At 63.7% G+C, this 14,798-nt stretch carries 14 protein-coding genes; 8 read left to right on the top strand and 6 right to left on the bottom strand.

Annotation, left to right across the window (positions count from 1 at the left end; all coding sequences use genetic code 11):
- From DLM46_RS26340 to DLM46_RS26355, 4 genes are all read right to left on the bottom strand, one after another.
- On the bottom strand, window positions 1-993 hold a 993-nt coding region (locus DLM46_RS26340; RefSeq protein WP_133300381.1), incomplete at its 3' end, for a chloride channel protein.
- 6 nt (window positions 994-999) lie between these two features.
- Window positions 1,000-1,413 (bottom strand): MarR family winged helix-turn-helix transcriptional regulator, encoded by a 414-nt coding sequence (locus tag DLM46_RS26345; protein WP_115105378.1) that lies wholly within the window; start codon window positions 1,411-1,413, stop codon window positions 1,000-1,002.
- 90 nt (window positions 1,414-1,503) lie between these two features.
- Window positions 1,504-2,670: an HPP family protein gene (locus tag DLM46_RS26350; protein WP_115105379.1), complete on the bottom strand. Its 1,167-nt coding sequence runs from the start codon at window positions 2,668-2,670 to the stop codon at window positions 1,504-1,506.
- A gap of 226 nt (window positions 2,671-2,896) precedes the next feature.
- Window positions 2,897-3,850, bottom strand: a complete 954-nt coding sequence (locus DLM46_RS26355; protein WP_115105498.1) for a pseudouridine-5'-phosphate glycosidase — start codon at window positions 3,848-3,850, stop codon at window positions 2,897-2,899.
- Between the two features lie 91 nt (window positions 3,851-3,941).
- Here DLM46_RS26355 and DLM46_RS39620 point away from each other — a divergent pair, with 91 nt between their 5' ends.
- Together DLM46_RS39620 and DLM46_RS26360 are read left to right on the top strand one after the other, a co-directional pair.
- Window positions 3,942-4,241, top strand: coding sequence for a hypothetical protein (locus tag DLM46_RS39620; RefSeq protein WP_165848061.1), 300 nt, complete (start codon window positions 3,942-3,944; stop codon window positions 4,239-4,241).
- Between the two features lie 36 nt (window positions 4,242-4,277).
- Window positions 4,278-7,043 (top strand): MGH1-like glycoside hydrolase domain-containing protein, encoded by a 2,766-nt coding sequence (locus DLM46_RS26360; protein WP_115105499.1) that lies wholly within the window; start codon window positions 4,278-4,280, stop codon window positions 7,041-7,043.
- Window positions 7,044-7,101: 58 nt separating this feature from the next.
- Here DLM46_RS26360 and DLM46_RS26365 read toward each other — a convergent pair whose 3' ends face one another.
- Window positions 7,102-8,562 (bottom strand): trypsin-like peptidase domain-containing protein, encoded by a 1,461-nt coding sequence (locus tag DLM46_RS26365; protein ID WP_115105380.1) that lies wholly within the window; start codon window positions 8,560-8,562, stop codon window positions 7,102-7,104.
- Between the two features lie 211 nt (window positions 8,563-8,773).
- Entirely contained in the window at window positions 8,774-9,157 is a 384-nt protein-coding gene (locus DLM46_RS26370; RefSeq protein WP_115105381.1) for a hypothetical protein, read from the bottom strand.
- A 533-nt stretch (window positions 9,158-9,690) separates the two neighbouring features.
- Here DLM46_RS26370 and DLM46_RS26375 point away from each other — a divergent pair.
- From DLM46_RS26375 to DLM46_RS41155, 6 genes are all read left to right on the top strand, one after another.
- Window positions 9,691-10,584 carry a transporter gene (locus DLM46_RS26375; RefSeq protein ID WP_115105382.1) on the top strand — a complete coding sequence of 298 codons (894 nt, stop codon included), beginning with the start codon at window positions 9,691-9,693 and terminating at the stop codon, window positions 10,582-10,584.
- A gap of 37 nt (window positions 10,585-10,621) precedes the next feature.
- Complete coding sequence (gene oxdA, locus DLM46_RS26380) at window positions 10,622-11,680, top strand: aliphatic aldoxime dehydratase (protein WP_115105383.1); 1,059 nt, start codon at window positions 10,622-10,624, stop codon at window positions 11,678-11,680.
- Between the two features lie 214 nt (window positions 11,681-11,894).
- Window positions 11,895-13,421, top strand: a complete 1,527-nt coding sequence (locus DLM46_RS26385) for an amidase (protein WP_115105384.1) — start codon at window positions 11,895-11,897, stop codon at window positions 13,419-13,421.
- Between the two features lie 70 nt (window positions 13,422-13,491).
- Window positions 13,492-14,127: a nitrile hydratase subunit alpha gene (gene nthA, locus DLM46_RS26390; protein ID WP_115105385.1), complete on the top strand. Its 636-nt coding sequence runs from the start codon at window positions 13,492-13,494 to the stop codon at window positions 14,125-14,127.
- Window positions 14,127-14,447 (top strand): hypothetical protein, encoded by a 321-nt coding sequence (locus tag DLM46_RS41150; RefSeq protein ID WP_341868600.1) that lies wholly within the window; start codon window positions 14,127-14,129, stop codon window positions 14,445-14,447. Before nthA ends, DLM46_RS41150 begins: the two co-directional genes overlap by 1 nt.
- On the top strand, window positions 14,435-14,785 hold the full coding sequence (locus DLM46_RS41155; protein ID WP_341868601.1) for an SH3-like domain-containing protein: 351 nt from the start codon (window positions 14,435-14,437) through the stop codon (window positions 14,783-14,785). Before DLM46_RS41150 ends, DLM46_RS41155 begins: the two co-directional genes overlap by 13 nt.
- Window positions 14,786-14,798: the final 13 nt, after the last annotated feature.

The raw sequence follows: 14,798 nt of genomic DNA on the forward strand, positions 1-14,798 counted from the left end.
GGTGCCTGAACCCAGCGCCACGACCCAGATGACCGCCTTCACGATGAGGATCGCCAGCGCGATCTGGATGGCAATGTGCTGGTGCAGCAGGTCGCCGATCACGTCATAGCCGACGCCCAGCGCGCGAGGTTCGAGAAAGCCGCCGATCCCGACGACGAGGCCGCCGAGCGCGGGCCACCACATCCAATGGATGGGCAGCTTGCCGAACAGGTCTTCGGTCTTGTACAGCGCTGCTGAGAGACCCGATGCGAGCGCTCCGGACAGCAGACCCGCGATGACGCAGGACAGCAGCGACAGTGCGCCGGGAGGCGCGGTCTCGAGCGGAAACAGCGGCCCCGTGCCGAAGAAGGCCGCGCGCGCAAATCCCGCGACCGCGCACGCAAGGGCGACCGGCAGAAAACTGCGTGGGCGCCATTCGAACAGCAGCAGTTCCACCGCCAGCAGCACGGCCGCCACCGGCGTGCCAAAGACCGCCGTCATGCCCGCCGCTGCGCCGGCGACCAGCAGCGTCTTGCGTTCCGCGGACGTGACCTTCACGAACTGCGCGATCAGCGACCCCAGTGCGCCGCCTGTCATGATGATCGGACCTTCTGCGCCGAACGGCCCGCCACTGCCGATCACAATGCCGGACGACAGGGGCTTGAGAATCGCCACTTTCGGCGACATGCGGCTCTTGCCGAACAGGATGGCCTCGATCGCTTCGGGAATGCCGTGCCCACGAATCTTCTCCGAGCCGTAGCGAGCCATGAGGCCGACGATGAGGCCGCCGATGACCGGAATGATCACCACCCAGATACCCAGCGTGTTGAGCGCCGGCGAGCGGTCCGCAAACGAAAATTCCCGGAAGAAAAACAGGTTGGTGAACAGGTGAATCAGGTTCAACAGCACGAACGCCGCGAGCGTGCTGAGCACACCGATCCCCGCTGCGAGTGCGGAAATGCCGGGAAGCCGCGCGTTGATGGAAAAATCGCGCTTATGGGAATCGAGACTCATGGTGACTCAAAAATCAATCTGAGGGACGCTAAAGGCGCCTTTGAGCGACTTCAGTTCGGCACGGTGCATTTCGGCGAGACGGGCGAGCACCTGCTCACCGGCCTTCAACAAATGAACCTCGACCTGGCGACGGTCCGTCTCACTGACTTTTCTGCGGACCAGATCGAGCGCCTCACAGCGAGACACGAGCGCGACCACGCCGTGATGCTGCGCCTGCAGCCGTTCCGCAAGCTCGCCGACGGTTGCCCAGGCGCGTTCCGGATAACCCTTGATGTGCAGGAGCAGCAGATACTGCAATGGTGTAATGCCTTCACCGTGAGCGGCCTGCTCAGAAAAACGCTCAAAGCGCCGCATCTGGTAGCGAAACTCCGACAGTTGTTCGAAGTCCGGTTTGGTCAAGCCGCGCGTGAGTGTTTTCATCGGAGTGCCGAGGGGAACCAGGTAAAAATGCAAATTATATCATCATGTGATATTTATGCCTGTATTCAAGGCTGGTGCCGATGAGGGTGGCTATGCCGCGCGTCGCTGCCGGGCGTAGGCCTGGCGATACAGCCCCGCGATGAGGTCCGCTTGCGTGATCATTCCGGCAAGACGCTGCTTCGAGTCCAGAACCGGGATGTGATGGTGCCCGTAGTTCGCGAACATGGGCACCAGTTCGACGATCGGCGTCGTCGCGTCGACCGTACGGACGTCGACGCTCATCAGGGCGCCGACAAGCGGCGCCGGGGTGACACTGCGCCTGAACCAGCGTTGTATGGGGGACGACAGACCGGGCACTTTGCCGAACGCCCGTTTGTCGACAAGGTCGGCGCGGGTCACGATGCCGATAACGTGCTGCTTCTCGTTGGTGACCGGGAGTGCCTTGATTCGTCGCTGTTTCAGCAGGCGCCATGCGGCGGAAGCCCTCGTGGTGACCGACACGGCGACCAGGGAGCGCGACATGATGTCCGCGCAGGTCAGTTCATTGAACGTGCGGGCGTAGGCCTGCAACTGAACATCGCGCAACAGGGATTCCAGATCGTCCGTGTCGATGTCGAGCAATTCCCCGCGCCGACTCAGCACCGCCTCGAGGTCCGCACGCGTGAAACCTTCGTTCGACGCCGCAGCCGATGCTGCCGCGCCTTTGCCCGAACCCTGGTGGGCGACGTGCGGGTATCGATGCCCGGTAGCAGCGTGGTAGAGGATGGCAGCGCACAGAAGCGTGGCTGACTGGAGCGCAATCGGTTCGGCCACGAAGCGGTAGCCCAGAGCGTGCACTGCCGGACCGCCAAGGACCGCGGTCAGGGCGACCGCGCCCGACGGGGGGTGAACACAGCGCAGCGCAAACATCGCACCGATCGCCAGCGCGACGGCCAAAGCGGCGGCGCCCACCGGATCGGCGATCCAGCTTGCACAGGCAACGCCGATCGTGGCGGAGACAATATTGCCGCCGATAATGGACCACGGTTGCGCAAGTGGACTGGCAGGCACCGCGAACAGCAGCACGGCCGAAGCACCCATTGGCGCAACGAGAAGCGGAATATTGGCTGCCGGTCCGAGAAGGATGTGCGTTGTCCCGCCAGTGAACGCAATCCCAAGCAATGCGCCGAGACACGATCTGAAGCGTTCCGGCCACCGGACGGCAATGGGATTGGGGGCGAAGCCGGACAACCAGCGGATGAGAGCGGATCGGGACAAGGTTCAAATAGGAAAGTGAGGGGGCGGCATCACATGGCACGAGGCCGCACCCTAAGGCCAAATTCTCGCGAAACGAGAGAACGGGTCGTCATGATTATGTTCGATTGTGATATAAAAGCGAGTTCCGGGTCAACGTGCTTTTGTCTCCAGCGCGATTCGAGAACGCCTTGGTCGTTCAGGAACTACAAACGGACAAACGGGACCGTACGGCAAACCGGAATTGCGGCTACGCCGCGCCCGCGCCTGCCTCTCGTGCCGCGTGTGCCAACGCCAGCGCCAGCCTGGCTCCGACCTCGGCATTGTGTTTGACGAGCGCGATGTTTGTCGTCAGGCTGCGGCCACTCGTCAGTGCCTTGATGCGAGCCAGCAGGAAGGGTGTCACGGCCTTACCGGTGATTCCGTGCGCCGTGGCCTCGGCGAGCGCCTGCTGTGTCAGCGCGTCGATCTCTTCGACGCTCATCGCTGCCGCTTCCGGCACCGGAGTGCTCAACACCACGCCGCCCACGAGGCCCAGGTCCCACTTGGTGCGGATGAAGCGTGCCTGTTGCGCCGCGTCGTCCAGTCTGAAGTCCGCGCGAAAGCCGCTGTCGCGCGTGTAAAACGCAGCGAAATTGTCTTGCTCGCAACTGAGCACCGGCACGCCGTGCGTTTCCAGGTATTCCAGCGTGAGCCCGATGTCCAGGATGGACTTCGCACCGGCACAGACCACCGCCACCGAGGTCTTTGCCAGTTCCTGCAGGTCGGCCGAGATGTCGAAGGTTTCCGGCGCGCCCCGGTGCACGCCGCCAATGCCTCCGGTGACAAAGACCTCGATGCCGGCCAGCGCGGCACATATCATCGTGCCGGCCACTGTCGTGGCACCGAGCCCGCCGCCGGCCAGCACCGCCGGCAAGTCACGGCGGCTGACCTTGTGTACCTGGTCTGAGCGGCCGAGCAGTTCCAGTTCGTCGTCCGAAAGGCCGATGCGGATTCGCCCGCCGATCAATGCGATCGTCGCGGGCTCGGCGCCCAGGTCACGGATCAAGGCCTCCACTTCGCGCGCAGTGCGAACGTTCTCCGGGTAGGGCATGCCGTGAGCGATGATGGTCGATTCCAGCGCCACCAGCGGGCGGCCGGCGGCCTGTGCCGCGGCCACAGGCGCGCTATGGGTCAACCACGAGTGTGCAAGGGTCGCAGCCATGTCGATGTTCCCGGCGGTGTGATTCGCGCAAGTATGCAACACAAGGCGGGTCGACGGGTCGCTGTGCAAGCGCGGGGCGTCGGTTGCCACCATGCCGGTTGCTCAAAAGACGATCGCCTTCAGGGCCGACGCATCGCTGAAGGGGAGTTTTGCCGGACTGGCTGAAAATGTCGCTATCGATACGGTTCAATCGTTAGATGAATTCCGGACGAAGCCGACGTTCGAATGTCAGCCTGAACGTTTGCTCACACCGCTCGGTCCGCGCACGGCTCGCTCCTATCGACCCGGAGTACGCCGGCTGGTACGGCGCATCGCCGCTGCCGCGCGATGGCGCCTATCATTGAGGTACCGTCTGGCCACGATGATGGGGCCGTTCGTCGAAATGCACTGAACGTGTTGGATGGTCGATGTCGGGTCGGGAGGTACCATGCCGCCGCTACGCGCAATCAATCTGCTCCAGTCGAAGGAAGGTGCCCGGCTTCATGGTCCGGAACTCGACCGATGGCGCCGGTGGGGGCCCTACCTGAGCGAGCGGCAATGGGGCACGGTTCGCGAAGACTACAGCGAATACGGCACCGCATGGGACTACTTTCCGCACGATCATGCGCGCAGCCGCATGTACCGCTGGGGAGAGGACGGCATTGCCGGATTCGGCAACGACCCGCTCGACTGGTGCGTCTCGCTCGCGCTCTGGAACGGGCGCGATCCGATCATCAAGGAACGGCTCTTCGGGTTGACGAATGAGCAAGGCAATCACGGCGAGGACGTGAAGGAGCTTTACTTCTATCTCGACGGCACGCCGACGCATTCGTACATGAAGATGCTGTACAAGTATCCTCACGACGCGTATCCGTACCAGGACCTGATCGACGAAAACCTGCGGCGCGGCGCCGATCAGCCCGAATACGAAATCCTCGATACAGGCGTGTTCGACGATCACCGCTACTTCGACGTCTGCGTCGAGTATGCGAAGCACACACCCGACGATATCGTGATGCGCGTTACCGTCGAAAACCGCGCAGATCAGCACGCGGCGCTTCATGTGTTGCCGCAATTCTGGGCGCGCAACAGATGGGCGTGGTCGGGCAAGCCCGGCAAGCCGTCGCTCACGCTGGAGCCGAACACAGAGGAAGGCGCGTGCGTCGTCGCGCGCAATCCCGCGCTCGGAACGATGATCGTGACGGCGTCGGCGCAACAGCCGGTCGAGTGGCTCTTCTGTGAAAACGAAACGAATGTGCGCCGCATTTTCGGCATCGATGGAGTGGGGCCGTTCAAGGACGGCTTCAATGACTACCTCGTCGACGGCGACGAGCAGGCAATCCGGCGCGACAAGGGCACCCGCGCCGCCGCGCATGTGGTCCTGCAGTTCGCGCCTCATGAGCGCTCGGTGCTGTATCTGCGCTGGCGTCCCGAATCGTCCCCGGCTGCGGCTTCGGATGCCGTGCCTCTCGACATGCAAGCGCTCTTCGTGCGCCGGCAAGCGGAGGCCGACGAATTCTACGCGGCGCTTCAGCACGACATCCCCGACGCCGATGCGCGGCTCGTGCAGCGTCAGGCGCTCGCCGGCATGCTGTGGACGAAGCAGTACTACCAGTTCGACGTGACGCGCTGGCACGACGGCGACCCGGGCCAACCGAAGCCGCCGAAAGGACGCAGACACGGCCGCAACGCGGACTGGCGGCACATGTGCAACGGCGACATTGTGTCGATGCCCGACAAGTGGGAGTACCCATGGTATGCGTCGTGGGACCTCGCGTTTCATGCGGCCGCGTTCGCCATGATCGATCCGGACTTCGCGAAGAAGCAATTGCTGCTGCTCGTGAAGGAGCGCTATATGCATCCGAACGGGCAATTGCCCGCCTACGAGTGGGCCTTCGGCGATGCGAATCCGCCCGTTCATGCGTGGGCAACATGGCGTGTGTATGAACTCGACCGTGAGGTGACCGGCGTTGGCGATCATGAGTTTCTCGAAGTCATGTTCCACAAGCTGCTGCTCAATTTCTCGTGGTGGGTCAACCGCAAGGACGCCGATGATCGCAACATCTTTCAGGGCGGCTTTCTCGGGCTCGACAATGTGGGCATCTTCGACCGGTCTTCGCCGCTACCGACCGGCGGCCGCATCGATCAGGCCGACGGCACTGCATGGATGGCCTCGTACGCGCTCGACCTGATGCAGATCGGCCTCGAACTGGCGATGACGAACAACGCGTACGTCGAAATCGCCGTGAAGTTCTTCGAGCACTTTCTGTATATCGCGGAAGCGGTTAGTTGTAGCGAAGGCTGCATCACAGGTTTATGGGACGGAAACGACGAATTCTTCTACGACGTACTGCACCTTCCGGACGGTACCCGTGTGCCGATGCGCGTTCGTTCGATCGTCGGGCTGATTCCGCTATTTGCCGTTCACGTGCTCGACGAGCAGGTGTACGGCCATCTGCCGGGATTGCGCGAACGGCTGGCGTGGTTTCTCGATCATCGGCCGAACCTGGCCAGGCTGGTGTCGCGCTGGACCGAACCCGGCAAGGGCAGGACCACGCTGCTCTCGCTGTTGCGCGGACACCGGATGAAATCGCTGTTGCGCCGTGCGCTCGATGAAAATGAGTTTCTCTCCGAGCACGGCGTGCGGGCGCTGTCCCGTGTGCATCGCGATGCACCGTACGTCTTCGACCATGACGGTGTGAGCCTGCGCATTCAATACCAGCCAGCCGAATCGGACTCGCGTGTTTTCGGCGGCAATTCGAACTGGCGCGGGCCGGTCTGGATACCGGTCAACTACCTGCTGATCGAATCGCTGTATGAGTTCTATCGCTACTACGGCGATGAGTTTCGCGTCGACTATCCGACGGGAACGGGCAACCGTCTTTCGCTGAGCGAGATTGCCGACGACCTTGCACGGCGCGTCACCACGCTCTTTCTCAAAGATGCACAAGGCGTGCGGCCCGTGATGGCGGCCTATCCGATGCTGCAAGCCGACCCGCGTTCGCGGGATCTCGTCCTGTTCCATGAGTACTTTCACGGCGACAACGGACGCGGCGTCGGCGCTTCGCATCAGACCGGCTGGAGCGGGCTTGTCGCGCTGCTGCTGCAGCCGCGCATGATGAAGTTGTCCCATGTTGCGCCGGATGTAGCGCCGGATGTCGCCTCGGTAGCCGCGCCAGTGGCCGAAGACACTGTATCGGCGATGGCTCGGTAGCGCTTCGGCTGTTGCGATGCCGCGGCAGGCCGGATGCTTCACGCAAGGATCCGCTTTTTCATCTAGGCTTGACCGAAACAAAGCTGCGTGCGTTGTTGCGCTGTATGAGCACCGCTATCTCCTTGCCTGCCTTTGCTTCCAGCGCTGCCACTTCGGCCTGCGTTTCGACCAGCGTGCCATTGAGCGAAAGGACGATATCGCCGGGCTGGATGCCGGCGCTTGCCGCCGGCCCATCGACCGCGTCCACCATCAGACCTACGGCAAGGTCGCGGGCGCGCATCTCTTCCTGACTCAGCGGATGCAGGGTCAAGCCCAGGCGATCCGTTGCGCCGCCTTCGCTTTGCCTAGCCATGGGGCCTTCCGCTGACGCGCCGACCATGACCGTCGTCGTCATCGGTTTCCGATTGCGGATCAGCTTGAGTGTGGCTTTCGTTCCGGGCAGCAGATCGGCGGCAGCCTCGCCGAGTTCGGCCGAGCGATCGATCGTCTTGTCGCCGATCTGCGTGATGACGTCACCCGGCTTGAGGCCGCTCGAGGCGGCCGGTGTGCCGGGCGTGACGGAATTGACCAGCGCACCTGCCGGTCGCGGCAGACCGAAGGCCACCGCCAACCCGGGGCCGACATCCTGTACCTCCACGCCAAGGCCGCCCGGAGATGTCGCGCGCAGGGCCAGCACCTGCGATCGCACCTTGGCCGCCATGTTGATCGGGATGGCGAAGGTGAGGCTCGGGTGCCAGTCCGGGTCCGCATAAATCTGCACGGCGATGCCGATCACCTCGCCTGCGCGGTTGAACAGTGGGCCGCCCGAATTGTCCGGGTTGGGGGAGACATCGGTTTGAAAAAACGGAAAACTGCTCCCGTCCGGGAGGGTGCGAGAGGTGGCGCTGACAATGCCGGCGGTCACGGTGTTCTCGAAGCTGTCGGGCGACCCGATCGTCAGAACCGGTTCGCCGACGCGTACCCGCGACGAGTCCCCAAGTTTGACGGTCGGAAGCTTCGTGGCATCGACCTGAATCACCGCGACGTCGCTCTGAGTGTCGACCGCCAGGACCTTCGCTTTGAATTCGCGTCGATCGGTCAGTCGGACCGTCACTTCGCCGACTTGATCCACCACATGAGCGGTAGTCAGAATGAGGCCGTCGGGGCTAACAATGAAACCGGAGCCGGTACCCGTGATGGCGCGCGGCGAACTGTCCGGAGATGCCTGCGAGCGCGGCACCATGCGCTTGACGAACGCTAGAAGGGGATCGTCAGCATCGATTGCAGGGGGGGCCGTCTGCGGCGATTGCTGCTCCGCGGCAGTCGCGCTGATATTCACGACGGCGGGGCCGTATCGCTCTACGATGGTCGGGAAGTCGACCGGTGCTGAAGCGTTGGCCGATGAAACCCGCTTTTCCTTTGCAGCCGGCGCAGCCGTACCCGCGGCGTTCGCCGTCGGCTGCAGGCAAGGATAGCCGGAGATAAACACAGCTATCACGGCCGCGTGGAACAAGGTGCGAGCAAGAGTCCGGTCAAACACAGTGCGCCTCCGTAGCGGGTGTTATGCCCGGGCCGGACGCGTGAAGCGCCGGTGCGAAAAGCGTGACCCTCGCCTAGTATGATTTATAGCGGAGCAACCGGAAAATTGCAGGTAGCGCTATTCCTGGGGGACATCGGGAGCGCAAAAGATCGACGCACGGTGCGCACTGTGCGCACGGTGCGCGCGGCTGAATCCGGCGCTCCACTCGGGACTATGCCTTCCGGTCCAGCCAGTCTGCCGCAATGGACTTCGCATGCGCGACGGCCTCGTGCGCGTCAAGGAATACACCGAGCTGTTCCCAACGTTCTTCGACCGCGTAAGTCCCCTTCACACCGAGTGCCCTTTGTACGCGCAATTGCGCCGCGTACCTGCCGTCCTCCAATGGTTGAGCAGTGGCAATTACTTTGTGCGGGAGATCGGATCGCTCCGGCTGAATCAACTCGACAGGACCGCCCGGCGCGCCAATATCGTTCAACTCGTTCCTCGCTTTGCAGTCTGGGCAGTAGAAGCACCATCCCTCGCTCTCGCGAATGGATCTGACTTGCCCGCGGGCCAGCACAGCGCGACATTCGACGTTTTCGCAGATGAACGGCATAGCAGTCTCCGGAGTTGTTTGCGAGAAATCCTAGCATGACCGCCGACGGCTAACCATCGGCATTGTTGCCGTTTCCGTTCCGCGCGCTGGAGGCCGGGATGAAGCGCGGCGCGCTATCGAAGCGCCCGGCGGCCGATTGAATCGCGCGCGTACCGTACGCCTTCGAGGCGGTTTGTTGCGCTTGTACATGCCCGCTTCAGTCTTTCCGTGAGGCGGGGGCTGGCCTGGCGCGTCCATGTCATCGCACTCGTGAAAGCGAACTGCCACTTGCAACGATCGTGAGCATATCGGCCGGAGTAGCCCAGGTCCGCCGCAGCACATTTATTGTTCCGCCTCGAGACAGAACCTCGATTTTTGCCCTTCTATTCTCCCCTCAAGCGAAGACGGAGTCGGTGTTGACGCAGCCGCTTCGCTCAAGTGCGTTATCGATTTCATAAACCAATCAGCAAGCCAAAGCAGCGAAGGCCTAAGCGACCAGTCCTTTCTGGAACGCCGGTCTCCGTCGTGATTGAACGTTACGGTTAGGGATATTCATGAAAAGCAGAAGGGGATCGAAATTGAAGTATGTCGCGAGCGTGATCTGTTCGTCGATCTTTCTCATCGCATCAAACTACGCGTTCGCTGCCGAAGTCGATCCGGGCGATTATGAGCAGTACCCTGTCGGCTCGACGATCGGCGTCCTGTACTACAACTACTCGACGACCAATGCGTACTACTCGAACGGCAACAAGACGTCGGACTTCGACCTGCAGTCGAACGTCGGCATCGCTCGTCTGCTGCACGTGTTCAAGCTGACCGACAGGTTGACGATCGATCCTCAGTTCCTGCTGCCGTTCGGCCATGTCAGCGGCTTCGGGAACGCCAGCGCGCTGGGCAGCACGACGGGGGTGGGCGACCTGATCCTGACCGCGCCGCTGAAGCTACGCCTGAACGAAGCGCAGGATATCGCGGCCGCGACCGTGTACGTGTACGTCCCGAGCGGCACTTACGATCGGAACCGCGCGCTCAATTTCGGCGCGAACCGCTGGTCGCTGGACTTCCAGGCGGCGTACATCAAGCACTTCTCGCCGAAGTGGGCCCTCGACCTCGTCGGTGACGCGATCTGGTACGGCGATAACACGTCGTACGGCGCGTCTGGCGCAACCCGGCATCAACAGATGAGCTACAGCGCCCAGGCGATGGTCCGCTACATGCCGGACCCCGGCACGTCGATCGGGCTCGGCGTGACCCAGTTCTGGGGCGGCGAAACCAGCGTCGACGGCGTCGGCAACAACGACGCGCTGCGCACGACGCGGATGCGCTTGACCGCGGCGAAGTTCGTCACCAGCGCCGACCAGGTGCAGCTTCAGCTCGGCACCGACCTGAGCGTCAGGAACGGGCCGAAAAACAACGTTCTCGTCGGTCTGCGGTATGCACACATCTTCTGACTCTAGACATCTCATCCCTTTTATAGCGAGACCACACATGGAATCCGCAATCGACAAACATCAAAAGTGCCCGCGGACGCTGTCGCGCCGCGTCGCCGACGACTACCAGCCGCCGTTCCCGATGTACGTGGCTCGCGCGTCGGAAGATCTCAATCAGGTCGTGATGGGCTACTTCGGCATCCAGTATTCCGGCAGTGAAAAGAAGGCGGCGGCACTGGCCGCTCTGCGTCATATCGTGGCCGACTTCGGCACGGCCGACGGCCCCGCTCACTTCGACCTCACGCACCATACCGATAACGAGGGCTACGACAACCTGATCGCGCTCGGCTACTGGCGTGACCCGTCCGCGTACCAGCGATGGCTCGCGTCGCCAGCCGTCGCCGGCTGGTGGGCGTCGGACGAGCGGCTGGCCGACGGCATCGGCTATTTCCGGGAAGTCGTCGCGCCGCGCGCGGAGCAGTTCGAGACGCTGTACGCGTTCACGGACGACTTCCCCGGCGTCGGCGCCATCATGGACGACGTCAGCGGCGAAATCGAGGAGCACGGCTACTGGGGGTCGATGCGCGACCGCTTCCCGATCTCCCAGACCGACTGGATGCGGCCCAACGGCGACCTGCAGGTTGTCCACGGAGACCCGGCGCGGGGCGGCCGCGTGGTCGTGCGGGCGCACGACAACATCGCGCTCATCCGCTCCGGCCAGGACTGGCGGGCGGCAGAAGGGGACGAGCGCCGGCTCTACCTCGATGAGATCGAGCCGACGCTGCGCGCCGGCATGGACTTCCTGCGCGACAACGGGAAGGACGTCGGCTGCTACAGCAACCGCTACGTGCAATCCATCGACCTGGACGGCAACCTGCTGGACGAGAGTTACAACATCGGGCACTGGCGCTCGCTCGACCGGCTCGAACGCTGGGCCGAGTCACACCCGACGCACCTGCGCATCTTTGTCACGTTCTTTCGGGTCGTCGCCGGGCTGTCGAAGCTGCGGCTGTATCACGAGGTGTCGGTGTTCGACGCGCAGCACCAGGTCTACGAATACGTGAACTGCCATCCCCAGACCGGCATGATGCGCGACGCCGCGGTGGACGGCCGTTGAGTGCTTCGGGTGCCGTGCACTGAGCGCGGCGCCGCCCTACCCACAGCTTTGCATGGGGCCGGACTAAGTGCTAAAGCGCCAAGTCCGGCCGACAGCTTTGCATGGGGCCGGACTAAGTGCTTTGCATGGGACCAGAGTAAGCGCTAAAGCGCTAACTCTGGTCGACAGCTAAAGCGCTAAGTCCGGCCGACATCTGATCGACAGGAGATTACCCATGGCAATCAAGCGGCCAACGCTTGCGCAGATTTCGGAGATCGCAGCCGGTTTCGGCTTTCATCTCGACGAGCAGGAACTCGCGAACTACGGCGAGGCGTTGCAAGGCAACTTCGATGCCTACGACGCGATCGACGCGTTACCCGACCATCTGCCGGCTGTGCAATATCCGCGCACGCCCGGCTATCGCCCCGAGGGCGACGAGAACCGCTTCGGCGCGTGGCAGCGCAAGAGCGTCATCCGCGGTGCGCCGGACGGCAAGCTGAAGGGCAAGACCGTCGCCATCAAGGACAACGTCTGCGTCGCCGGCGTGCCGATGATGAACGGTGCGAGCACGTTCGAAGGATACGTGCCGGAGATCGACGCCACCGTGGTGACGCGCGTGCTCGACGCCGGCGCGACGATCGTCGGCAAGTCCGTTTGCGAGTACTTCTGCTTTTCCGGCGGCTCGCACACGAGCACGACGGGGCCGGTGCAGAACCCGCGCAAGCCCGGCCACTCGACAGGCGGGTCGTCGTCCGGCAACGGCGCGCTCGTCGCGAGCGGCGAGGTCGACATGGCGATCGGCAGCGACCAGGGCGGGTCGGTGCGGATTCCGTCCGCGTACTGCGGCATCGTCGGGATGAAGCCGACCCACGGTCTCGTGCCGTACACCGGCGCGATGCCGATCGAAGCGACGGTCGATCACCTCGGGCCGATGACGAACAACGTGCTGGACAACGCGTTGCTGCTCGACGTGATCGCAGGCGGCGACGGACTCGATCCCCGGCAACTGCAGCTGCCGGCGAGCACCGACTATTCGGGCGGCATTCGCGGCGGCGTCGCAGGGCTGCGGATCGGGATCCTGCGTGAAGGCTTCGGCCTGGCGAACGCCGAGCCGCTCGTCGACGAGGCGGTGCGCGCCGCCGCGCAGGTGCTGCGCAAGCTGGGCGCGAGCGTCGACGAAGTGTCGGTGCCGCTGCACGCGGCCGGCCTCGCGATCTGGCTGCCGATCGCGGCAGAGGGCGCGACCCAGCAGATGATGAAGGGCAACAGCCACGGATTCAACTGGCGGGGCATGTACGTGACGAGCATGATCGACCATCATGCCGGCTGGCGCGCCCGGGCGGACGAACTGCCCGATACGGTGAAGCTGACCATGGTGCTCGGCGAGTATTTCACCAGCCGCTACAACGGCCGCTACTACGGGAAGAGCCAGAACCTCGCGCGGCGCCTGCGCGCCGACTACGACGCGGTGCTGCAGTCGTATGACCTGCTGCTGATGCCGACGGTGCCGCTGCGCGCGTCGAAGCTCCCTCCCGCCGGCTGCCCGATGTCCGAGTCGCTGAGCCGCGCGTTCGAGATGCTGGCCAACACGGCGCCGTTCGACGTTTCCGGCCATCCGGCGATGTCGTTGCCGTGCGGCGTGGCTGAAGATCTGCCGATCGGGCTGCAACTGGTCGGACGACGGTTCGACGAGGCGACGATCTACCGCTGCGCGTACGCATACGAGCAGGCGATCGACTGGCAGCAGACGAAGCTCGGCTGACGATGCCGGGGCGCGCCGTTACGCGTCCTGGATTGCTCACGCCGTCCTGGCAAACCGATGGGAGAAATTTATGCACACTGATCACCATAGTCATACTGAACCGCCGTCCGAATCCGAACTGCGGGTGAAGGCGATCGAGTCGCTGCTCGTCGACAAGCAACTGGTCGACGCGTCCGCGCTCGACGAACTGATCGACATCTACGAACACAGGATCGGCCCGAGGAACGGCGCGGCCGTCGTCGCGCGGGCGTGGACCGACCCCGCCTACAAGGCGCGGCTGCTATCCGACGCGACGGCAGCGATCGCCGAGCTTGGTTTTTCCGGCGTGCAGGGCGAGGACATGGTCGTCGTCGAGAACACGCCGGCGGTCCATAACGTCATCGTCTGCACGCTGTGCTCGTGCTATCCGTGGCCGACGCTCGGCCTGCCGCCGACCTGGTACAAGGCCGCGCCTTACCGGTCGCGCATCGTGATCGAGCCGCGCGCCGTGCTGGCGGAGTTCGGTCTGCACATGGACGTGAGCCGGGAAGTCCGGGTGTGGGACAGCAACGCCGAGCTGCGCTACATGGTGCTGCCCCAGCGGCCGGCCGGTACCGAAGGATGGTCCGAGGCAGATCTCGCCTCGCTGGTGACGCGGGATTCGATGATCGGAACCGGCGTGCCGACCGATCCGGCCCAGGCGTCGAACCTGAACGGAGGCGCGTGATGAACGGCATTCACGACATGGGCGGCATGCACGGGCTGGGTACGATCGTCCGCGATCCCGCCGAGCCGCTGTTCTCCGCCGACTGGGAGCGGCGCACCTTCGGGCTGTTCTTCGCCGTCTTTGCGGGCGGCTACATGAACGTGGACGAGTTCCGGCACGCGATCGAGCGGATGGATCCCGTCCATTACCTGGAAGGCAGCTACTACGAGCACTGGGTCCATTCAATCGAAACGATGCTGGTCGAGAAGAACGTGCTCTCGCGCGACGAGATCGAGCGTCGTATCGCACAACTTCGGGAGAACAACGCATGCCAGTCCTGACGAAAGACATGGTCGACGCGCTCGTGCGCACCGGCGCATCCGCCCGATCGCACGAGGCGGTCCCGCCGCGCTTTGGCGTTGGCCAGCAGGTGCGGGCGAAGAACCTCAACCCGACGACGCATACGCGGCTCGCGCGCTACGTGCGCGGCAAGGTCGGGACGATCGACCGCGACCACGGCGTCTTCGCGCTGCCCGACACGATGGCGCACGGCGGCGGCGAATGTCCGCAGCACGTCTACAGCGTGACGTTCCGCGCGCAGGAGCTGTGGGGGCTGCATGCATCGGCGGTGGACACGGTGTGCATCGACATGTGGGATGACTATCTTGAAGCAGTCTGAGGAGAACAGCGCC

It is taken from the genome of Paraburkholderia lacunae, from assembly GCF_003353175.1.
Classification (GTDB): Bacteria; Pseudomonadota; Gammaproteobacteria; order Burkholderiales; family Burkholderiaceae; genus Paraburkholderia; species Paraburkholderia lacunae.